The sequence below is a fragment of the Massilioclostridium coli genome, assembly GCF_900095865.1.
GTDB classification, from domain to species: domain Bacteria; phylum Bacillota; class Clostridia; order Oscillospirales; family Ruminococcaceae; genus Massilioclostridium; species Massilioclostridium facile.
The window spans coordinates 1,147,633-1,170,099 of the sequence record NZ_FMIZ01000007.1; the positions used below are offsets into that span (position 1 = coordinate 1,147,633).

General features: G+C 39.6%; 13 protein-coding genes and 1 pseudogene. 3 read left to right on the plus strand and 11 right to left on the minus strand.

Annotation, left to right across the window (positions count from 1 at the left end):
* Nucleotide 1: 1 nt before the first annotated feature.
* The 6 genes from cas8c to BQ2683_RS10440 all read right to left on the minus strand — a co-directional run bounded on the left by cas8c (nucleotide 2) and on the right by BQ2683_RS10440 (nucleotide 15,087).
* Complete coding sequence (gene cas8c, locus BQ2683_RS10410; protein WP_069988977.1) at nucleotides 2-1,960, minus strand: type I-C CRISPR-associated protein Cas8c/Csd1; 1,959 nt, start codon at nucleotides 1,958-1,960, stop codon at nucleotides 2-4.
* The gene (gene cas5c, locus BQ2683_RS10415; protein WP_069988978.1) at nucleotides 1,957-2,688 is read right to left on the minus strand and encodes a type I-C CRISPR-associated protein Cas5c; all 732 of its coding nucleotides are present in this window, start codon (nucleotides 2,686-2,688) and stop codon (nucleotides 1,957-1,959) included. The genes cas8c and cas5c overlap by 4 nt, the downstream gene beginning before the upstream one ends.
* 245 nt (nucleotides 2,689-2,933) lie before the next feature.
* Nucleotides 2,934-5,282: a CRISPR-associated helicase/endonuclease Cas3 gene (locus BQ2683_RS10420; RefSeq protein ID WP_069988979.1), complete on the minus strand. Its 2,349-nt coding sequence runs from the start codon at nucleotides 5,280-5,282 to the stop codon at nucleotides 2,934-2,936.
* Nucleotides 5,283-6,441: 1,159 nt separating this feature from the next.
* Nucleotides 6,442-9,354, minus strand: coding sequence for a tetratricopeptide repeat protein (locus tag BQ2683_RS10430; protein WP_069988981.1), 2,913 nt, complete (start codon nucleotides 9,352-9,354; stop codon nucleotides 6,442-6,444).
* 9 nt (nucleotides 9,355-9,363) lie between these two features.
* Nucleotides 9,364-9,696, minus strand: coding sequence for a hypothetical protein (locus BQ2683_RS10435; RefSeq protein ID WP_069988982.1), 333 nt, complete (start codon nucleotides 9,694-9,696; stop codon nucleotides 9,364-9,366).
* A 264-nt stretch (nucleotides 9,697-9,960) separates the two neighbouring features.
* Entirely contained in the window at nucleotides 9,961-15,087 is a 5,127-nt protein-coding gene (locus BQ2683_RS10440; protein ID WP_069988983.1) for a leucine-rich repeat protein, read from the minus strand.
* Nucleotides 15,088-15,468: 381 nt separating this feature from the next.
* Between BQ2683_RS10440 and BQ2683_RS10445 the strand changes: the two genes are divergently transcribed.
* Entirely contained in the window at nucleotides 15,469-17,109 is a 1,641-nt protein-coding gene (locus tag BQ2683_RS10445) for a Na/Pi cotransporter family protein (RefSeq protein WP_069988984.1), read from the plus strand.
* 810 nt (nucleotides 17,110-17,919) lie between these two features.
* Here the strand turns inward: BQ2683_RS10445 and BQ2683_RS10450 are convergent.
* The 5 genes from BQ2683_RS10450 to BQ2683_RS10465 form a co-directional block, all read right to left on the minus strand.
* Nucleotides 17,920-18,123, minus strand: a complete 204-nt coding sequence (locus BQ2683_RS10450) for a helix-turn-helix domain-containing protein (RefSeq protein ID WP_006876091.1) — start codon at nucleotides 18,121-18,123, stop codon at nucleotides 17,920-17,922.
* Complete coding sequence (locus BQ2683_RS10455; protein WP_069989528.1) at nucleotides 18,113-18,559, minus strand: RNA polymerase sigma factor; 447 nt, start codon at nucleotides 18,557-18,559, stop codon at nucleotides 18,113-18,115. Before BQ2683_RS10455 ends, BQ2683_RS10450 begins: the two co-directional genes overlap by 11 nt.
* Before the next feature lie 345 nt (nucleotides 18,560-18,904).
* Nucleotides 18,905-19,093: a cysteine-rich KTR domain-containing protein gene (locus tag BQ2683_RS12945; protein ID WP_006876093.1), complete on the minus strand. Its 189-nt coding sequence runs from the start codon at nucleotides 19,091-19,093 to the stop codon at nucleotides 18,905-18,907.
* Nucleotides 19,094-19,123: 30 nt separating this feature from the next.
* A complete protein-coding gene (locus BQ2683_RS10460) occupies nucleotides 19,124-19,885 on the minus strand; it encodes an EFR1 family ferrodoxin (RefSeq protein ID WP_069988985.1) in 762 nt (253 codons plus the stop codon).
* The gene (locus BQ2683_RS10465; protein WP_069988986.1) at nucleotides 19,882-20,502 is read right to left on the minus strand and encodes a TetR/AcrR family transcriptional regulator; all 621 of its coding nucleotides are present in this window, start codon (nucleotides 20,500-20,502) and stop codon (nucleotides 19,882-19,884) included. Before BQ2683_RS10465 ends, BQ2683_RS10460 begins: the two co-directional genes overlap by 4 nt.
* A 422-nt stretch (nucleotides 20,503-20,924) precedes the next feature.
* Between BQ2683_RS10465 and BQ2683_RS12950 the strand changes: the two genes are divergently transcribed.
* Together BQ2683_RS12950 and BQ2683_RS10470 are read left to right on the plus strand one after the other, a co-directional pair.
* Nucleotides 20,925-21,113, plus strand: a complete 189-nt coding sequence (locus BQ2683_RS12950) for a hypothetical protein (protein ID WP_235843915.1) — start codon at nucleotides 20,925-20,927, stop codon at nucleotides 21,111-21,113.
* A 2-nt stretch (nucleotides 21,114-21,115) separates the two neighbouring features.
* Nucleotides 21,116-22,442 (plus strand): annotated as a pseudogene (locus tag BQ2683_RS10470) (DUF4368 domain-containing protein).
* The last annotated feature ends 25 nt before the right edge of the window (nucleotides 22,443-22,467 follow it).

Below are 22,467 nucleotides of genomic sequence, written 5' to 3' on the forward strand. Positions count from 1 at the left end.
TTTATTCTTCCTCCATCTTCTGTGATTTTTTTATTTGCCGTTCTTTGATAATTTGTATCCTTTGGCTGCAAAAACCAGATAAAAATGCCGCCCCCAAATTTCGTTTCTTTTTCAGTTCTTTCGTATCAATTCTACTGACCATTTCGTCTAATAAATCGCATAAATCGCAGAGTTTTATCCCCTTGGATTGCATAATGTAAACATTCACCTTATTGTAAAGTACTGTTAACGTGTCGTAAGGGCTCTGGCAAAACCGCGTAAGAAGCCTTCTCGCATTGGTAGGGCGAACTTCTTTATAAGATTCGTTGTCATCCGGCTTATTTTTTCCCCACAGCACCTGATTTTCAATAGCATCAGCAAGTGCCACAAATCTTCCGCAATTGTATTCAATATCATCAGTTTCTTTTACACAATTAAAAACACCATTTTCTCCCATAACAAATTCCTCCATTCTATAAATCAACGGATTGTCCTTATCGTAATCATATAAATAACGGTTATATAAGGCGCATGCCGCAAAAGCAACTTGTTCCCATAAGGACCCATAGCCATAGTTTTGTGGGAATTTCGCCTTGTTGACAGCAGCTTTTACAATATCCCGTGGAATTTTCGCCCCATCACAGATACAGGGCAGAATCCGCTGCACAGTATCTGCTAACAGCTTATTACTTCCCACTTCCAGATAGTTGCCCCTGCTCACCCCAAACGCCGCTTTTGCCAGATTCACTGGGGACGGCGCACCAAAATGGTATTCTTGTTTTTTTATCTCGTTGTAATAACGGATATTCCAGGCGCAGGTTTTGTGCCATCGCTCTATGTTGTCAATCAGTTCGTTTCCTTGCAGTCCATTGTACTCTCGGTTGAAAACCACCGCCATCCTTCCGGTAGTAGCAGCATCCAACCCCAACAGCACCAGCTGGCTGTCCTTCCTGATTTCAGCGTGATAACCTGTAATCGCCATTTTAAACTGTTGGGCAAACTCCTGTTCAGTATTAATTTCCACACTCTGCTCCTCAAAGCAGAACTGGAATGTATCCGCCATGGGGTCGGGGAGTTCTTCCCCATCCACTCCCCACAGAACGAATACACGGTCACCAATTCTGGCAACTTGCTTCTGGTTCTGAATCAGCCATTTTAAGGCGTTATGGGCTTTTTGGGACGCCTCATAGGATATGGTATACGCTTGTTCCGCTGTTTCAAACCGTCCACGGAAAGTAAAATTGGTGGTATCATTGGCAGAAATCAATTTTGCCTTATCACCGGAATTTCTGATTTTAGACGGATGGATGGTGCAGGCCCTTACATGATTTCCTGTGACATAACAGAGTTTTTTGCTGCCCTCCTGGCTCAAGTAGTAGTTTGTATATTGGTCTTGCAGTTTTCCATCCTGCCACAACGCGGGGACAGAATCAATCCCAATCACCGAAAACCGTACAAAGGCATCGGATTGGTTGCCCACCGGCAGTTTTAAATTAGGCTGGTTTTCCCATTTCTTTGTCAACCTTCCGTTTTCATCCACCGAAAAAATACCCTGTTCCACCAAATCGTGAATCAATGTTTTCTGGTTCAGATACTGGTAAACCGCTTTGACCTTTGGGTTGCTGTACGAAGATTCACACCATGTTTGTAATTGTTCCATATACGCCTGATAGGCTTCGGCGTTATCCTCTTTGCAGAACCGAGGATAATCCCCCGCTATGTACTTTAGTTTATCGAATAAAGGATGGGGGCATGGTTTGGATGTCCGGTTGGCGGAATATTCAGTTACCGGTATCACCGTATCCGCTTGATCTTTTTCCACAGGGGTTGCAGAGATAAACTGCCCCTCCTTGCCCAGCTTGACATCCACATGCGCCTGTTGGGTGGAGAATCCCACCTTAAGCAGCCCTCTTTGGGTGAAATTAGCGGGGTCTTTTTCCAGCCTTTCATAGGTACGGTACAACGTCATCATGTAACTCATTGGGCGCCGCCCCCTTCCTGGTAGCCCTCCAGAAGCCCAGGCTCCTGCAAACCGGAAAAGTTGGAAGAATCAAACCGTTTCGGTTTCATCTCCCTCACTGGAATCCGTTGGACACAATCCTCCTGTTTACAGTAGCGAATCACGCCCCGCTCCATTTTAGGATACCAGAACAACGCCTCCAATTGGTTGGTACCGTTCTGGTCAGGGTAAACAAACGAGTGGAACATCAGCCCAAAGTCCATCTGCTCCAAATCGCTGTAACAGCTCTGTTCCTCCCCTGTAACTGGTTCCACGTATGCCTGGCATTCCCGCGCCCCTAAAAAGACATCCCGCCTGCCTCCTTTTTCGATGCAGCGTTTCGCAACCCAGTAGTGTTTATGCTCGTTCCAGTCCTGTTTTAAATCGGGACGATATAGGTTGAACTCAAAATGCGCCTTGACAATGTAGGACACATTTGATAAATAAGTATAATACGCTAAATCATTCCCTCCCCCGTAGTATTTGATGGGGCGGATGCCTTTCCGCTCAGTGCGGATGGGATTTAACACTGTTACCTCATCAACGAACCACAGGATGGAGGGCTTCCAGTACACCGATGACACAATGCCTTTTAATGCTTCGGCGGTAGGAATCATCAAGGTGGATTTTTCCCCGCCAATTTTGGTCATGGGGTCGGTGAATAAGGCGAATCTACCAGAAACCTTAAAGGTAACTTGGTTTGGTTTCATCGCTGTTCCTCCTTTCTAACTTTATTGTTTTGTATTTTGATATAAATTTATATTACCACTTTTGTCGTATTTTGTAAAGGGAAATTTTTCATAAAAAAGTGGCTTTCTTCTTGTACAGTTTTATGGTATACTAAAAGTGTCGCAATTTGCGTGGATTGAAATATTGTGTTGTATTTTGACGAAAGAATTGCTTTGTAACAGGTGAGGGTGTGTCCTTGCTTGTTGCAAAGCTTTTCTTTTTTCCCTTAAAACAGCGCCAAGCCATCCTCCAAGGTTACCCCCAGGCAATCGTCATAGTGAAGGGAGCTTAAAAGGTATGCCCCTGTCGCCTGGTTTTGGGTAACGGCGTTTTTGAGCGTCTGGAGCTGATAGCGGTACAAGTTGACCGAGTATCTCCGCAATTGGGAGAGCAACCTTTTCTTTTCCTCCATAGGAGAAAATTCATGAAGCTCTTCCAGTTTCTCTATGAGTTGTAACCCCTCCCCATAAGGGACAATCACCGGGATTGTGTCGTTCCCAATCACCTCAAAAGGTTGCGCTGCCGATTGGAATTTTACTGTGGTAAACAGCTGGCTTTTTTCCCCTTTGTTTTGCAATAGCTTATAAATAGACGGGGAACCATTCAAAGGATAAGAAAACTGTTCGGAAATCCGCATATCCTGATAATAAAGCTGAAAAAATTCCTTAATAGAGGATGGAGATAAGCCGTCTGAGGTCATCCGCAGCACGCTATCCGCGTGGTCGATTCCAATTGGATATTCCGGCATGTTATTGTAAGAGCCTTCCTGTAATTTTACCGCGTAGCAATAACCCAGTTCCCGCTCCCCATTGCGGTTGACCCTGCCCGCTGTCTGGGCAACCGAATCCAGACGGGTTAAGCTGCGGACCGCTGCCTCAAAGCTGATATCCACCCCAGCTTCAATGAGTGAAGTGCTGACGCAGATTAAGTCCTTCCCATCTTTTAGCGCCTGCTTCAGTTCTTCCAACACCTTGCCCCTATGGGCTGGACACAGACGGGTGCTCAGATAAAACAGCTTTGTCCCCTCCAGTTCAGGGGATTGCTCCAGCATTTCCAAAACAGTGGAAGCGGTATCCACTTTATTTACCACCGCAAGCAAGCTTTTTACTTCCCGCTTCCGTTCCAGAAGGAACTGTCGAAATTGTTCCAAGTCATATTTCTTTGGCTCATAGACCACCTGTACCCGCTTGAGCCTCTCAAAATTTCGGCAGACATCTTGCACGATTTCAGCATATTCTGATTCTTGTATCACGGGATGCCCTGAAAGATTCCTATAGGGCTGGGTAGCAGTACAGAGTACTAGGGTAGAATTCCCTACCTGGTGCAGGAAATTGATCGCACTAGTGAACAAATCCATACATTTGATAGGAAGAGTTTGGATTTCATCAAAGATGATGGTAGCGTTCATCAGGTGGTGGAGCCGGCGCATATCCTGGGTTCCCCGATGGTAGAAGGTGTTTAAAAACTGGACCATGGTGGTAAAGATAATATCGCTGTCCCAACGTTCGGTGAGCAGTTTGTAATCCTCCTGCTGGTTATCCTCCAACAAATTGGAATGGTGCTCCAGCAAATCGCACTGGTAGCCCAGGGCTTTCCGAATTTGTTCAGCGTTTTGCTCGATAATCGAAGTATATGGGATGACATAGACAATCCGCTGTTTTTGGTGTAGCCGGTTGTGATTGAGGGCAAACCGCATACTGGAAAGGGTTTTCCCTCCCCCAGTGGGGACGGTCAGATGATAGATGCCCGTCCCTCTGCTGGACGCCAGAAAGCACTCCTCTGAGATCGCCTGCCGAATCCGGTTTACCTGCTCTGTTTTGGGTTCCGCAGGTGGTTTCTGGTTGAGCTGGGACAGATAAACCTCAAACCTACCCTGGTATTCCTCCCATACTGGGAATTGCTGTTCCCGTTCTATTACAGAGGAAATTCCCCTGTTTTCCTCAAAGCACATGCTGTCCATCCGGTCAGCGTCAATCAGCATGCTGTAGATGGTTTTGATCAGCAGATGGTAACAGAACACCCCATCTTTCATTTTTGTAACCCCTTCGATAATAGGAACCAGTTCTTCTAACGCTTGGTGGAACAGTTTGGTAAGATCTTCTTGGATTTCCTGGGAAAACCGTTGGTATGCCTGTTCCATCCTGTGTTGGTCTAGTTTTTCGAACCGCTCCAAAAGAGGGGATTGATTACAGACATCCACACAATCTTTTAATCCGCCATGGTGGTAGCAGCACGCCATGGCGATGATTTCCACGATGGCGCCACGCCGGCTTTTTCCCAGATAAAAGGTTTGGAAAAAATATTTTGCCCCATATACCCCATGGTCAAAATCGGATTTCCGTTTCTGGGAAAGGTACTGCTTTGGATTTTGCAACGCCCGCTGCCGTTCCCCTTCGATAAAATCCTGGAACTGCTGGTCGTATTTGCCCATATCATGGAGCAAACCCGCCAGGCGCATGGTTTGAGAAAGGTTTAATTTCGCCCCAAATGATTCTGACAGACTGGCGACCCCTAAAATATGCTCCCGTAACGGCTGCTGTTTTCCATCCTGTAGCCGGAACCTTGCCTGATACATCTTAAAATTCCCCCTTTACTGAATTGACTTATTGTAAATGTTAGATATTGTTTCCATTGTAACACAATTTTATGAATTTTTCTGTCTAAACAAGAGTATTTTCGTCTATTTTTGGAATTTTTTATTTTATTCCCGATCATAAGGGAAATAGATCCAATGTCCCTATCAAAAAAGTAATCAAAATAAAAAACATGGACCAATCTATGAATTCAATCTTTTTATGGTGACTGTTTGTATACAATCCTATAGAAAATTCCATTTCACAAACTGTAAAACTGATATTTTAAACTATTTTTTAATTGTTTTTTATAAATTTTTATAAATTTATTATATATATGGTTTATCATGTTTTTTGTATTTTGAAATAAAGATTTATTGGAGGGAAAACCGCTATGCGAAAAGCGATACGGGATTTTTTGATTTATGACGCCTTTGTTGCGGTTACTATGATTGCAAGATATTTTGTAGTGAATGATATTGAGTGGGGATATTTTTGGCTTTGCGTGGTCTATTTTCCAACTGTTTTTTTATTTCAACCAGTTTTTGGGTTACTACTGGGATACCGGGCAATAAAAAAATATAATATCCCCTGCTTGCGGTTTTTAGCGTTAATCCTGCTGTTCTTTCTGATCAACGGTTTTACATTTTCTATTCTATCCATAGGAAGTGCGTACACATATGGATTTATAGATGCTTTTTGGAACACCGGTTTGATATATGCGTGCATATTCATTGCGTTTTACTGGTTGTCCTATTTTATTACAAAATTTTATTTGAAGTTTTATTTTTAAAAACTACCACATTAAACTGCGAAATGGACTTATCCAAAAATTTCTACCAATTATTAATATAATAAAAATACGCAATAGAACCCTCTACCAAAAAAGTAGAGGGTTCTTATAATATGTAAGAGGGTTGCAGTAGGTATTCCTTGGTTTCTCCTATAGAGAGAACGATTTTTCGTATTCCTAGAATAATAATATGTTTCAATTTCTATTTGTAGGATCTTTTCTCTACATACCGTTTATTTTTAACTTACCGAGAAAGGAATATAATTGATACATTTGCTAAATAGCCTTTTTCCTATAGAATAACATAGCTGCTGTACAATTGCCAAGGGAACGCCAAAACTTTTGATTTGGAAATGCTAATACTAAATTTATTGAAATGGCTGTTCTATCTGCTGTTTTAAAAAGAGCAGGTTACGCAAACAAGAAAGAGTTTGTGGGTCGGATTCCCCCAGCGTATCCCTGAGGATGAAAAAGGAGCGTTCCAGATAATCCAATGCTTTACAAAACTTCCTCTGCATAAAGTAGGCATGGCCAATTTCATTGTAATCCACAGCGATTTCCGGATGCAGTTCTCCAAGGATATGTTGATGAATACGTAAGGCTTTTTGGTAAAAGCCAATCGCTTTATCATACAAACATTGGATTTCATATAAATCCCCAATTAAGATATATTCCTCTGCTACCTCCATAGATTCTTCCCCAAAAGCCTTCTGGCTGGCACGTAAAGAGTTTTGGTAAGCTTCCAGCGCATTTGAATATTCCTTTTGGAGGCTGTAAAGATGACCAATATTATGGAAAAGGGTTGTGACTGCCTGAATATTTTCTTTTGTCTGCCCTTGTTCGATTTGCAGGCATTTTTGATAACACTCCAACGCTTTGGCATAATTTTTCTGGCAACTATATAAATAGGCGATTGCGTTATACACCATGGACACGTTAGTATCCTGTTCTCCATACAGGTTCTGGGTTACTTTTAGCGCTTTCTGATAATATTCCAACGCTTTTGGATATCGTTTCCAATCCTGGTACATTTGAGCAATATTGTTATAGTAGGTGACAATATTGGGATGGTTTTCCCCTAACAATTCCAGCTCTATTTCCAGTGCTGTTTGAAAATACCTCACCGCATTTGGATAATCTCCCATACCATAATAGGCTCCACCAATATTGTTATAGATCGTTGCGGTGGATTTATGAAATCCTTCTGTAAGATTTTGGTCGATTTCCAACGCCTTTTGGTAATACTCCAATGCTGTAGTATATTCTCCTTTTCGGTGGTATACCATTCCAATATTCAGATAATTGACAATAATATTGGGATGCTGTTCCCCAAAAACCCTGCGGTTGATTGCTAGCCCTTTTTGATAATATTCCAATGCTAGCCCTAATTTTTGTTGCCTGCTATAGACACCTCCAATGTTATGGTAACAGGCTGCGGTTTCTGGATGTTCTTCCCCCAGTATCTTCTGGTTGATTTGCAACGCTTTCGTATAATATTCTAAAGCGGTTTCATTATCCCCAAAGATAACATAAATCGAACCCATATTATTGTATACCGATGCTGCTGTATGCCCCTTGGAATATTTTTCGTCCAAAGCAATCGCCTTCTGATAATATTCCAATGCTGCAGCATAATCCCCTTTTTCAAAATAAAGTAATCCAATATTTCCATAAATGGAATAAAGCCGCAGCTCTTCTTTTATTTTTTTCTGATGAATATTCAGTGCTTTGTTGTAATATTCCAGTGCAACATCATACTGGCACAGGTATTGGTATACCATACCAATATTTTCATACTCTGTAGCAACCTGCAAGCACTCTTCTCCTAAGGTGTTCCGGACAATTTGCAAGGATTTTTGGTAATACGCCAAAGCGTCCATATATTTGCCACAATCGCAGTATACTAGCCCCATACTATTGTAAACAGATGCAGTATACACATCCTCTTTTCCAACTGTTTGGAGAAAAATGTTAAGCGCTTTCTGATCATATTCCAACGCTTTTGGAAAGTTGGCTCCTTGGCGAAGCAATTCAGCGTACTTGAGGAAAAAATTAGCATATGCCACGTCATCCCCTTCAATCCGTTTCGCTACAGCGTCTCCAAACTGGGAAATCTCCTGCCTTTGCTGGCAGGTATCGCAGTAGGAACCTAGATAATCGAAAATTGCTTCCAGATAACACCAGCAGTCCTTGATGTTGGGGGTTAGGTCATTCTCTAGAATATCTGCCATCACAGGATGGAGGGAATAGTGGGTATTTTCGTTCCGCACCCATCCACGGGCTACCAACTGTTTCAGTTGGGGTAGTTTGGTTGATTCCATCCCACACCATTTTAGGAACTGCTTCCCGTCCACACCAGTGTAAGGAACTAACAATAAATTCCTTAACAGATAAATTTGATCCTCCGACAGTTTCTCCCTGCTAATATCAAAAATAGCGCGCAAATGTTGGTACATACTTTTTTGGGACTGCTTTCCGTCCTTATTCAAGGGGATTACGGTATCCTGATGATCTTTGAGTTTTTCCCTTAGTTCCTCCAGCATTTCCGCCAGGGAGATTTCTTCCTCCCGTATCTGTTTTGCCAGAAGCTCCACCGTCATGGTGTGTCGATCCACCAGCTGAATCAGCTCATCCAGTTGGGCAAGTTCATCCTCTGTAAAATCCGTGCTTCCGTAAGAATGAAAAAACACCTCCCTAGCCTGTTCCGATTCCAATGGCATCACCTTAACCTGCTGTTTCCCATACTGACTCCAATCATTCCGGGTAGTAAACAACAGATACCATCCCATTGATTCCAGATCTTCCATCTCATCGGATTCTGTTTCATTGAAATTATCCACGATGAGTAAAACCCTTTGCTGGGCACACAATTGTTTTATCACGGCCTTTTTTTGCAAATAATACTGTTCTAATTCTTCCGCTTTCGCTTTCGCTGGAATAGAAAAACCTCCCAAAGTTATCCCTAGAACAACATCCCGCAAACTGGAAGCGTAATTTGCCCATACTACACTACCGTTCCACCGGGTGGCATATTGTTTGGCGAGCTCACTTTTCCCGATGCCGCCTATCCCCCAAAGGAATACCGTTCTGCCTTCCTGGAATTTTTGTTCCAGTGTTTCCAACTCCTGTTCCCTGCCAACAAACCCTTCTTTCAGCGGGATGGCTGAGCAGAGGATACTGTATTGTTTTTCCCCGTTGGGATGAAGATGGATATTGTATTCCGAAAGGTAGGTTGGCCCCTGGTTTTTCATCTCCTCAATCCGGATTCCGTCCTGTCCCATATAAACCTCCTATGATAGGCAAGAAGAAACAATTCCAATTAAATTTTTGATATTCTCTACTAATGTAGGAATTTTATCTGTAATAGCAACGGCGCACCCTAAACCTTCCACACATTTTTTGAGGATTTCCCATCTTGGCTTGGGCTTCATCAGTTCCGTATGAACAGTATCCACTGTTTCCACAATTGTTTTGGCCTCTTTCTCCGGAACGGCGGAAAGTTCCTTTTTAATGTTCTGGATAATCTTTTCCAATTCCTCGATTTTCATACTGTCCAAATGAACATAGATATCCCCTTCCGCTAAATAGGTCGGACCTTTATTTTCCATTTTGTTAATATACATTCTAGCTCCCCCTTGTCCTGATTTTATCCATATTATACAACATGAATGGTTATAATACAACAACTTTGTCTTATTTTTCCAACTTCTATCCCGAATAGTTGCTATAAATTTCTAATTGCATTTTGCTCTATGGTTTTTTGATAGATACTTTGACCTGTTCTAAATAAGGATACTACTTTTGGAAACTGCCGGATATAACAAAAATAGCATCCCAAAAAAAGGATGCTATTTTTATGCTATATTTTCAGAGACTGTTTTTAAAAATTATAGGCTATAGTATTCCATAAACCGCATAATCATCGTTGCTCCACCCGCACGGTCAGTGGATCCCTGTGGGTTGATAATATTCTGGTTGTTTTCCCCTTTGATGATTCCTATACCGATTGCCCATTCCATTGCGTCTTTCGCAAATCCACTAACATCCTTTCCATCCCGATATTCATCTAATGATGTCCGTTCAGATGTATCCAATTTTTTATACTGGGCGTATCGGTATAACATAGTTACTGTCTGTTCTCTCGTAATTTCATCGCCAATTCCAAAGTACCCATTATCATAGCCTGTTGCTACTCCTGTTTGATGTCCCCACATGACTGCATCTGTATAAAAATCTCCTGCTGGTACATCTGGGTAAATCGGACTGTAGCTTACACTTGGTTTCCCATCCATACGATATAACATCGTTACAATGTGGTCTCGGGTCATGCTCACACTTGGACCAAATGTTGTTTCATTCATTCCAGTGATGATACCTCTATCGTAATTGAACCTTGCTGCATCATAGAACCAGTCATATGCGGAGACATCAGCATAAGGCAGGTCGATGGAAACAAAATCAATGCCCTGATGATATGCGCACCAATGAGCAGGGGTATCATTTAAACCATAAATAGTTTCTACACTCCAAAAGCCAAAAAACCAATCTACATTTGTAGGTCCATAAAAAGTAACGGTTTTTAAATTTTTACACTCATAAAAAGCGTCAGTAATCGTTTTTATTTTGCTTGGAATTTCAAGAGTAGTCAAACCATCACAGCCTGAAAATACTTTTGTTTCCATAGTGATAGGAGAGTTTGGAAGATCAAGAGAGGTAATTGCAATACAATCTTGAAAAGCATATTGACCGATTGTTGTCAAATTTTTTGGGAATTTAATGGAAGATAAATTTTTACAGGAAGAAAAGGCATATTTACCGATAGCAGTTACACTATCTGGAAATAAAACGGAATAAATGTCACATTCCGCAAAAGCGTTGGGGGCAATTTCAGTAATACCATCTGGAATTACAATATCACCCACAGCGCATCCTGTACCTATTAAGATTGTATCTTTGATGATATAAGGGTGCTCTAATCCCCAAGGAGTTGATTGAAAAGCAAGACCCCCAATACTTTTTATATTTTTTGATAATTTAACATTGGTAAGCTGACCACAATTTTTGAATGCATACCAACCAATTGATGTTACATTGTCTGGAATTTCAATCGAATTAAGTTGGTCACAATCTTCAAAGGCGGACATACCAATAAATGTTACAGTATCTGGAATCGTAATCGTTTGAAGCGCATCACAATTGGAAAAAGTGCCATATGGAATTTCACTAATGTTTGCATCAAATTTTACTTCATTTAATTTATTACAGTTTTGAAACACATTTCTTTCCATATTTGTTATACTTTTTGGCAAAGAAACAAAAGTTAACTTTCGATTATCACTAAATGCACTTTCCCCAATACTTGTAATATGAGTTGGTATTGCAAGTGTTTCTATATTAGTTTTAGAAAACGCAAAATCTGGAATCGTAGTAATGGATTTTGGAAGAGAGATATATGTTAAGCCCGAATCTTGGAAAGCTCCTACACCAAGACTAACTAAATGATCTGATAAGGTAACAGATATTAAATCACGACAACGCAAAAAAGCTTTTTCTCCAATAGAAGTTACATGTTCAAGATTAATAGAGCTTAAACTATAACACTCTTGGAATGAATAGTCTGAAATGGCAGTAACGCTTTGTGGCAATGTAACAGAATATATATCTTGCATTCCTCGAAATGCTTCCGCACCGATTCTAGTAACGCCATCCGGAACTACTACATCTTTATCAGTTCCTGTATACTTCACCAAGACGCCGTTAGAAATTTGGAACCCATTCGCAACATTAATGTCCGTAAATTGATAACCATTTTCCTTTGCAAATAGTTCAGCATAAGAACCTGGCGTTCCATAAATTGTTTTTAATTTTGGACAATTCTCAAACGCATTGGTTCTAATTACAATAACACTAGCTGGTATTTCAATGGATTCTAAGGAAGAGCAACCATAAAATGCGGTTTCTTCTAGATTGGTTACCCCTTTTGGAATATTGATTGTTGTTAAACTTTCGCAAGAATAAAAGGTATCTTTTGCTATACTGGTAATATTGTTTGGTAATTTGATGTCCGACAATTTGGAACATCCATAAAATGCCGCTTCCCCAATAGAGGTAACACTATCTGGAATTTCCATGCTGGTTAAACTGTTACAGTCATAAAATGTTTTTGTCCCTATTTTTTCTATACCATTTGGTATATGAATTGCATTTAATGTTTTACATCCATAAAATGCAAAATCACCAATTTGAGTTACATTATGTGGAATATTGAGTTTGTTCAGCGCCTCACAATTATAAAACGCTCCAAATCCTATGCTTGTAATACTATTTGGTAAAGTCAGAGCCGTTAAACTATTACAATCACGGAAAGCATAATCACCAATTTTCGTAACACTGTTAGGAATAGAAATCGTTTTTAAATTTTTACATCCTGAAAAAAGTTCATTACTGATAGTGGAGATTTGTTTTGGAAGTGTGATGGAAGTTAAACTGGTACAATCTCTAAAACAGAAATTTCCGATACTTGTTACACTATCTGGAATTGATAGAGAAGTTAAATGTTCACACCCTGTAAATGCCCCTGCTTCTATATTTTCTACACTACCTGGAATAACAATAGACTTTAAATTTTTACAGCCATAAAATACTTGTCCTTCTATATGATTTACAGTATGCGGTATCTCTATTGTTGTTAAACTTTCACACCCATAGAAAAGCCATATATTAAGAGAGGTTATCCCATTAGGTAGAGCGATTTCTTTTAAATTTTTACATTTATCAAAAGCACCTTCTCCTATTGATGTGACACTATCTGGAATAATAATAGACGTTACAGTTTCACATCCTTGGAAAGCGTAGGATTTAATTTCCGTAACAATATCAGGAACTACGACATCACCGCCGTCACCAAGATATTTTACCAATACGCCATCCTCGATTTGGAAAACATCTTTTATATTTACATCTAAGAATTGATAGCCATTTTCTTTTGCGAACGTTTCTGCATAAGAACCTGGTGTTCCATAGATTGTTTTAAAATTATCATTATGGGAAAAAGCTGTTCCATCAATAAAAGTAACACTAGATGGTACTGTGATACTAACTAAACTATTACACATAGTAAACGACCATACCCCTATATTATTAACACCATCAGGAATTACAATATTGGCAAGATTATCACAGCTAAAAAAAGTACCTTCTTTAATTTCAGTAATACCGTTCGGAAGAACAATTGATGTTAAGGCATCACAATTACCAAAAGCATCTGCTCCTATTTCATGAATACTATTGGGAAGGTTAATATTTTCCAATTTTGTACACAAGCGGAACGCATCGTTCCCGATTTTTGTTACACTGTCCGGTATTTCAACGGTTGTTAAATTTTTACATTGCAAAAAAGCTTCGTCTCCAATACTAATAACACTATTAGGAATAATTACACTGGTTAAACCACTAGTAGCGAAGGCACTTGCCCCTATTTCCGTCATACTACTTGGAAGTAAAACATCCGTTAAACTATCACACCAAGCAAAAGCAAATGTACCAATTGTAGTAAGTGTATCTGGAAAATGGATGGTGGATAACTGTTTACAACCGTAAAAAGCACTATTTCCTATTGTAGTAACTCCATTTGGAAGTACAACCGATGTAACATTAGCACAGTTTTCAAAAGCCTTATCCGCTATTTTTGTAATTCCATCTGGAACGACAACATCACCGCCATCACCAAGGTATTTTATCAATACACCATCTTCTATTTGAAAAACACCTTTTGTATTAACATCGAGAAACTCATAACCGTTTTCTTTTGCGAACGTTTCTGCATAGGAACCGGGTATGCCATAAATTGTTTTTAAATTATCAGTATTGGAAAAAGCTGTATCATCAATATAGCTAACACTAGCTGAAATCGTAATATTGCTTAAACTTATACAATGAAAAAATGCTTGCTTTCCTATACTAGTAACTTGATTTGGTATTACAATATTATCAAGATTATTGCAGCCAAAAAATGCACCATTTTTAATCTCAGATATACCACTTGGAAGAATAATAGATGCTAAAGTACTACAATTTTTGAAAGCATATTCTCCAATTTGATTAATTTTATCAGGAATTACAATATTAGTTAAACTACTACATTCAACAAAGGTTTCGTCTTTAATTTCAGTAATACCATTTGGTAAAACTATAGAAGTTAAAGAAATACAGCTATGAAAAGCCCCTTCCCCAATTTGATTAATACTATCAGGCAGTTGAATATTATCTAATGAACTACACATTTCAAATGCCTCAGAATCTATTTTCATTAGCGTATCTGGTAACTGGATAGCTTTTAAATCCATACATCCCATAAAAGCTAATTTCCCAATGCTAACAACACCATCTGGAATAATAATGCTGGTTAAGCCACTATTAGTAAAAGTGGAGTTTTCGATTATATTGATATTAGATGGAAGAGTAACTTCAGTTAATTTTTCACAATACTCAAAAGCAAATTCTCCGATGGCAGTAATACTATCTGGTAAATTAATGTTAGATAATTCTTCACATCCAGCAAATGAATAGCTTTCTATTGTAATAATTCCATCTGGCAAGATAACAGATTTAAGATTAGAACAACCATTAAAAATACCTTCACTTATTTCTGTAACACCAGGTGGAATTACAACATTTTTTAAATTTTCACACCAAAGAAATGCATATGTACCAATTGTAGTAATACTATCCGGAAGAGTTACACTGGTCAAATCATTACAACTAGCAAAAGCTCTATCCCCTATTTTGGTTACACCGTCTGGAACGATAACATCGCCACCGTCACCAAGGTATTTTACCAATACGCCATCCTCGATTTGAAAATCACTTTGGTCTTGGGTTTGGATGGCGGACGCGATGGCATGTTGCAGCTCCACCAGCCCTTGCGCCGCAGCGGTTACCCCTGTAGCGGAAAAAACAATAGCGGAACTGATAAGCGCTGCCAGGACACGCTTGAATATTTTCCTATTCTTCATAAAAATTCCTCCTTTTTTTGCGATATTTCGACATATCATTGAATACTATTATTATACCATTGGAAAAATTTCTCGTCAATCAAAAATTGTATTATTCCAATTCATTGGGAAGAAAATCGGGTGCTATCCCGCAATTTTAGTTAAATCTATGTAAAATGACTTGTCTTTCTACAGGAAACCGTAAAAATAACCACCTATTTATGTAAAATTTACGCCATAATTTTACATAAAAAATTTACGTTATCGCTCTCAAATTCTACTCTAATGTAAAATCTATGTAAAATCAGGTTAAATCTTTGTATAATATATTGCGATTACTTTAAATTTTCGGTATAAATAATATAGACAAAATAAAAAGTTTGTAAAATGACGGAGGAAAACATGAAGATTACCGATATTTTTAGTCTTCTTGGAGGATTGGCGCTCTTCCTATACGGAATGCAAATGATGAGCAATGGTTTGGAAGCAGCAGCCGGCAACAAAATGAAAAAAATCCTGGAGAAGCTGACATCAAACAGATTTTTAGGCGTTCTTGTTGGGGCAGGTATTACTGCTGTGATTCAATCTTCTTCCGCTACTACAGTAATGGTAGTGGGATTTGTAAACTCGGGTATGATGACATTAAGTCAGGCTGTCTGGATTATTATGGGTGCCAATATTGGTACTACCATCACTGGCCAGCTGATTGCGTTGGACATTGGAGCAATTGCACCATTATTCGCTTTTGTCGGCGTTGCTTTGATTGTATTTATTAAAAAACAAAAAGTACATTATTATGGTTTAATTGTGGCAGGACTTGGTACCCTATTTATTGGTATGGAAATGATGAGTTCCGCTATGATGCCACTGCGGGAATCGGATGCGTTTATTTCTTTAATGACCAAATTCTCCAACCCTGTTTTAGGTATTTTGGCTGGTATGATTTTTACCGCGATTATCCAATCCTCTTCTGCTTCGGTTGGTATTTTACAGGCTTTGGCAGTAAGCGGCTTAATCGGCTTGCCAAATGCGGTGTTTGTATTGTTTGGACAAAATATTGGTACCTGTATTACAGCTGTACTCGCCTCCATTGGTACCAACCGCAGCGCAAAACGCACAACCATCATCCACTTACTGTTTAACTTAATTGGTACTACTATTTTTACGATTGTCTGTATTGCTACCCCACTTACTTCTTGGGTGGAAAGCCTTACACCGGACAATGTGGCTGCACAAATCGCAAATATGCACACCATCTTTAATATTGTTACCACCATTCTGTTATTACCATTTGGTACCTATTTAGCAAAACTGGCAACCAAAATCTTGCCAGACAAACAAGAAGAACATGATGACGTAATGCATTTGGAATTTATCCGTCCTGTTGTTGCCAGAGGGGAACATCAAATTGGGTTATCCGCTATTGCTCTTACCAATATTAAACAGGAACTCCGCCGTATGATGGAGATGGTAAAACATAATGTAGATAACGGTTTTGACGCTGTTCAGCAAAGGGATTTAAAACTGGTGGAGAAAGTACAGGAACGGGAAGATTACATTGACTATTTGAACAAAGAGATCTCCAAATACATCTCTAAAATCATGGTAGAGGAAAGTAATCCAAGGGATTCCCAGTATATCAGCGCATTATTTAAGGTATGTGGAAACCTGGAACGCATTGGAGACCACGCAATGAACATTTGCGAATACACCAAGATGATCCATGATAAAAAAATCCATTTTTCCCCAGAAGAACTCTCTGAAATGGCTGAGATGAAAAAAGTCAGTATTGAAGCACTGGATTGCCTGGAAAACTTGAAAAAGAACGCTCCAGAAGAAGTACAACGGATTGCAGATTTGGAACAGCAGATGGATGATATGACAGAATCCTATCGCACCAACCAAACAAAACGGATGCAGGAAGGCAAATGCTCCGATGAAGCATGCATCCTTTATTCTGAAATGCTTACGGATTTTGAACGAATTGGCGACCACATCCTGAACATTGGCCAGGAAATGGGCCTTGGAAAAGTAAGTGCATAATAAATAAAAAGCCCTTATCCATTAGTTTTACGCTGATAAGGAAGTATTTACAACAACTTATCACTAACGTTGACAGACAGGGTGCAAACAGAAACAGAGAGTTAATCACTTTCAATAGTGGTCGGCTCTCTGTTTTTCTATCTTCACTTTGTTACGCAATAGAACGTCATTTTTGAGGGTAGAAGTATAAAATATCGTCTAAGCGTTTTTCACGTTCTGCAAGCCGCATAAATCAAGCGTTTTTTCCCCTCTATTGCGTAACATACCTAACCCCAAATCAGCAGTTTTATAAAGCAGGTGGATTAGACAGTTTTTGAATACAGCATAATTTCCGCTGTTGGATTATCCGATATTGGATTTTCCGACATCGGTTTATCCGACATTGGAAAATCCAACGCAATTAAATAAAGATATAAATAACTAAAGAAATACCAAATACGGATTTAATCAAATATCCATTCCCTTCCTATCCTTTCCCTAATCCCTCTCCTTTGGGGCAAGGCAAAGCGGCAGAGCCGCCGGAATGGAAAGGAATGGAACAGCAATATAAAAATATCGTTTGTTATGTTACGCAGTAGAACACCATTTTTAAGGGTAGGAGTATAAAACCCTCCCCCCTGCCCTTATCTCCGCTGTAATGCCGCTTAAATCAGGTGAGAAGCACACTTTATCGTATAACATTCCATAATAAATTGGGAGCGTAAGCGGTTTATCCGATTGCGCTCTTGGCTGACTGACAGCAAGGGCATAGAACGCCGTCAAGGACGCTTGCGTTCATTTTATCCTTGACGGCGTTTTCGGGCTTTGCTACTACCTGTCAAAACGGAATTGCAGGATAGCTTTGATAAGCTGTGCTTTCAGACGGTCTTGAATATCGTCGTTGATATGTCCACGATAGGTAGACAGATATTTAATCCGCGCAGTGTAATGCCGCAGTACCGCGTCTATGGCTTCCGGCTCGCCTGCAACAGCTTTCTCGATGGTTTCAAAGGGTATCAGTTTCTTATTCCTCATGTTTAGTTTCCTCCAGTTTTTTTCTTAACTGCTTCAATGCCGCCAGTTTCCAGTAGTTGACTGTACTTCTGCTTCTTCCGTACTCATTCCCGATTTTTCTTTCGCTGTAACCGAGGAAGAAATTCATCAGCAGAGCAGTACGCCTTTGTTCTGACAGATTAGCTAATGCGTCGGCTAATCGTTTACTTGTCACGACCACTTCTTTCCCTTGAACGACAGAAACAGCCGGCTTCTCATAAACATACTGCTCAAAATAGTTATCGGTTGCTAACGGTTCAAAAGACGTTTCCGACATCAGATAGTCAAGTGATACTTCATGCTTCTGTTTCCGTCCAAAATCGCGGTACGCGCTGATTGCCGCATTGCGGAGAACGATTTTACAGAACGCGGCAAAGGCATATTCGATATGCTCCATGAATTGTTCAGAATACTTCATCATAACTCACCCCCTTTCTTCCCAGTAGGGGGCTATTACAACAAACGCCCATGCAGGCATAAAACCGCATAGGCGTTTGGTAATATGAGTTATTTAAGCAATTATGATGATTTGTGTATTCATCTTCATAACCGCAAAATCCCGTTGCATGGAATAGGCTTTTTTTAACAATGGAATAGAATTAAAATTTTGAAAAAGAAACATGGCAATATCTCCCGACACCGCCATGTCTATAAAAAATAATTGTGTATTTGCCGCTATTCCATTTTATATACAGGAAATGGCGGTTTGTTTTCCTATCACAAAACAGAAAGAGCCAATAATCATAAGATTTATTTCTTGTGATTATCGGCTCTGCGTCAATGCGTCCGGCTCTGTGATAACTGAAATATTCAGATTTTTTACATTGATAAGATTTTCCTGCTTACACTTCGGACAGTATAGTGGGAAATTCTTTATTTCTGTATCTTCCCGTATTCTTAATCGAGTTTTATTATTGCATACAGGACATAAAATCCATTTTTCTTTTTGCAATACACCACCTCATTTCTAATCAGACTACTTTCAATGGAAATCATAAACAGAATGTTGGAAAATCACTTGTTTCCCCAAAATAGTAATTGCTTTCTCGCTACATTGATTTACGCACCGATAACATAAGGTACACCGTCCGTTTGCTACAATCTTACATTTGGATAATGACAAATTATTCATAGGACACACCAATGCACATTTCCCGCACTTTATACAAGCGTCGGTATCTATCTGTATTTTGTCTGAATATTCTTGTGTTTTATGGTAAAACCAAAGCCGCTGTCCCAAAAGCCCTGCAATATAGCATAAAAATCCCAAACCGTCTTTAGTTGGAGTACCATTTTTCAAATTACACACCGCTGATTTTATGCGTTCTTCTGCTTGTATAACAATTTGCTTATTTTGAGCCGGAGTACGCTTTAAGGCTTTTACATCACAAATGCAATCCGGCATTTTCAAATGAAGTCCACCCCATACCTGTGCGCCGTATCGTTTGAACAATCTTGCAGCTACACCCGCACCGTCGCCGCTAAACAGTCCCATTGTTGCAATAATGAAAACACGTTTTCCTTTCCATATATCAGAATTTTCGCAGATAAAATCCCGTACAATTTTAGGCAAGTTACTGTAATAGATTGGATAAGCAAAAATAATGTCTTTATGATATGTAACTTTTTCCATTGTACCTGTATCTTCTAAAGGGGTTATTTCAATGTTCCTATCATATAGAGCAACAAACTTTTCTAAACAATATTTTGTATTTCCTGTTCCGCTAAAATAAATCCCTATCATATTTTTTCTCCCGTATTATCTAAAAAGGAAAGTTGAAAAACGTCCATAAAATCAATGACCTTCTCTCTCCAATCATTATCATAATTTACATTATTCATGGTGGCTAATGAAGTAACGCCATGTATAAAAGCCCAAATGGTTATGATAATATCATTTTGCTTTTCTTCCGAATAGTGCGTCTGCTCTAATAATTTACTTACAATATTTTTGTAGATAATATAAGGTTTATAGTTTTGGTCGTCTGGTATTGATAATGATAAGTCAATTTTTATATTGGATTGAGAATATAAAAATTGAAAATAAGAGGGGTTGTCTACAAAGAAAGATACATAGGCTATCCCCATATCTTTCAATATTTCTGCAACATTATTATTCTTTTGAACGGCACTTTCTAATTGTTTAGAAAATCTATCTGTGATAAATAATTGCATTGCTTCAAGCAGTTCTTCTTTATTTTGAAAATGGCTATAAGGGGCAGCATGGCTGACACCACACGCCGCAGCTACCTTTCTCAAAGAAAAAGCATTTACTCCCTCTGTATTTACAATCTGAATACCTGTTTCAATCAATGCGTTTCGCAAGTCCCTGTGATGATAAGTCTGTCGTTGCTGTGCCATGCTAATTCCTCCAATCTTTACACTGTCTATATTATAAAGCCAAAACTTTACGGTGTCAAGATTGAGGAAGGTTTTAAGTAATGATACTCGAAATATTTTTCCCCTAAACGGTTATTTATTCGGCATTTCAGAAACTTTTCCGTATTAAGAGATAAGAAAAACTTTTTTGAAAATTTTTCTCAAAACTTCGGCAAAATCGCTCTGTACGGTGTTGTAGGTAGTGAGAGGAAAATCAGAGGGTTTGGGATACTTCCCAACAAGCAAAATGCAGGGCATTTTCGGAAAAGGGTACTCTTTTCCTATGCTTGCTGAGAAACTTATCACATTACAAATCAAAGAAAGGACGGGAAAGGAATGGAACGGAAACAAAAACAGGAAATAACAGATGATAGGCAGAAACAGGGCATCCGACAGATGAAACAGTGATTTATAAAATCGGTGGCACATTCTATGAAGTGTCTACCTCTTGCGGCGGCTCTGAACCACTTTTTGAAAAGATGAAGCGGCTCATAAAATCAGAAAACCTCAAAACGCCTACTGACAAAGGAAAAGATGTCCGCTATAATAAAGATAGCAACCTGTCTGTCGGGCGTTCATTACAGGAGGAATGAACATGACAGCAAATACATATAAGCCCGAACAGATAACCGCATTATACGCCCGTTTAAGTCAAGAGGACGCATTGGACGGGGACAGCAACAGCATTGTCAATCAAAAAGCAGTTTTAACAAAATATGCTTCGGATAACGGCTTTACAAATCCGGTCTTTTTCATTGATGACGGCGTTTCCGGTGTAACCTTTGACAGACCGAATTTTAACCGTATGATTGCAGAGATTGAAGCCGGAAATGTAGCGACCGTTATTGTCAAGGATATGTCCCGCTTGGGGCGTGACTATCTGAAAGTCGGCTACTATACAGAAATCTTTTTCGTTGAAAGAGATGTGCGCTATATCGCAATCAATGACGGTGTAGACAGTGCAAAGGGCGACAATGATTTTACCTCTTTCCGAAACCTGTTTAACGATTTTTACGCCAAAGATACCAGTAAAAAGGTAAAGGCAATCAAGCGGGCGCAGGGTATGGCAGGAGAACATCTGACTAAGCCGCCTTACGGCTATAAGGTAGACCCCAATGATAGAAAGAAATGGATTGTAGATGAAGAAGCCGCCGCTGTGGTAAAGAGGATTTTTGATTTATGTGTTGCCGGAAAAGGACCGTCGCAAATAGCCAAAGTACTTAAAGCAGATAAAGTGCTGATAGCAAAAGCATATTATTCAAAGAAAAAGGGAAAATCCTTGCCTGACAATCCATATAACTGGAAAGACAGCACGATTGTTGGCATTTTAGAGCGCATGGACTACTGCGGGCATACTGTAAACTTCAAAAGCTATTCCAAATCCCACAAGCTGAAAAAGCGTATTCCCACCACAAAAGAACAGCAGGCGATTTTCCGCAACACCCATGAAACAATCGTTGAAGAAGCTGTCTTTGAACGGGTACAGGAATTAAGGGCAAATAAACGCCGCCCCACAAAGGCAGAACGGCAGGGAATGTTTTCCGGCTTAGTATTCTGTGCGGATTTATGAGGACGACATCAACGGCACAATCAGCCATGAGCGGTTTTTGAAACTGTCCGCTGAGTATGAAGCAGAACAGAAAGAACTGACAGAAAAGGTAAAGGCAGAACAGCAGGAAGTTGATACCTACGAACAGAATAAAAGCGACTTTGACAGCTTCGCCGCTATTATCCGCAAGTATGTGGGAATAACAGAATTAACGCCCACTATCGTTAATGAGTTTGTGAAGAAAATCATTGTCCATGCGCCGGAGAAGATAGACGGCAAGCGTTTTCAGAAAGTAGATATTGTCTTTAACTTTGTAGGAGAAATTCATTTGCCGACTGACCCGCAGGCAGAACAGAAAGAAGCCAATAAATAGGAAAAGACGGCATAGCCCTTGAACG

What these genes read in the sequence shown, in the direction of transcription:
- cas8c (WP_069988977.1), bottom strand. Translation starts at nt 1,960, where the DNA reads ATGAGTTACATGATGACGTTGTACCGTACCTATGAAAGGCTGGAAAAA.
- cas5c (WP_069988978.1), bottom strand. Translation starts at nt 2,688, where the DNA reads ATGAAACCAAACCAAGTTACCTTTAAGGTTTCTGGTAGATTCGCCTTA.
- BQ2683_RS10420 (WP_069988979.1), bottom strand. Translation starts at nt 5,282, where the DNA reads ATGTATCAGGCAAGGTTCCGGCTACAGGATGGAAAACAGCAGCCGTTA.
- BQ2683_RS10430 (WP_069988981.1), bottom strand. Translation starts at nt 9,354, where the DNA reads ATGGGACAGGACGGAATCCGGATTGAGGAGATGAAAAACCAGGGGCCA.
- BQ2683_RS10435 (WP_069988982.1), bottom strand. Translation starts at nt 9,696, where the DNA reads ATGTATATTAACAAAATGGAAAATAAAGGTCCGACCTATTTAGCGGAA.
- BQ2683_RS10440 (WP_069988983.1), bottom strand. Translation starts at nt 15,087, where the DNA reads ATGAAGAATAGGAAAATATTCAAGCGTGTCCTGGCAGCGCTTATCAGT.
- BQ2683_RS10445 (WP_069988984.1), top strand. Translation starts at nt 15,469, where the DNA reads ATGAAGATTACCGATATTTTTAGTCTTCTTGGAGGATTGGCGCTCTTC.
- BQ2683_RS10450 (WP_006876091.1), bottom strand. Translation starts at nt 18,123, where the DNA reads ATGAGGAATAAGAAACTGATACCCTTTGAAACCATCGAGAAAGCTGTT.
- BQ2683_RS10455 (WP_069989528.1), bottom strand. Translation starts at nt 18,559, where the DNA reads ATGAAGTATTCTGAACAATTCATGGAGCATATCGAATATGCCTTTGCC.
- BQ2683_RS10460 (WP_069988985.1), bottom strand. Translation starts at nt 19,885, where the DNA reads ATGATAGGGATTTATTTTAGCGGAACAGGAAATACAAAATATTGTTTA.
- BQ2683_RS10465 (WP_069988986.1), bottom strand. Translation starts at nt 20,502, where the DNA reads ATGGCACAGCAACGACAGACTTATCATCACAGGGACTTGCGAAACGCA.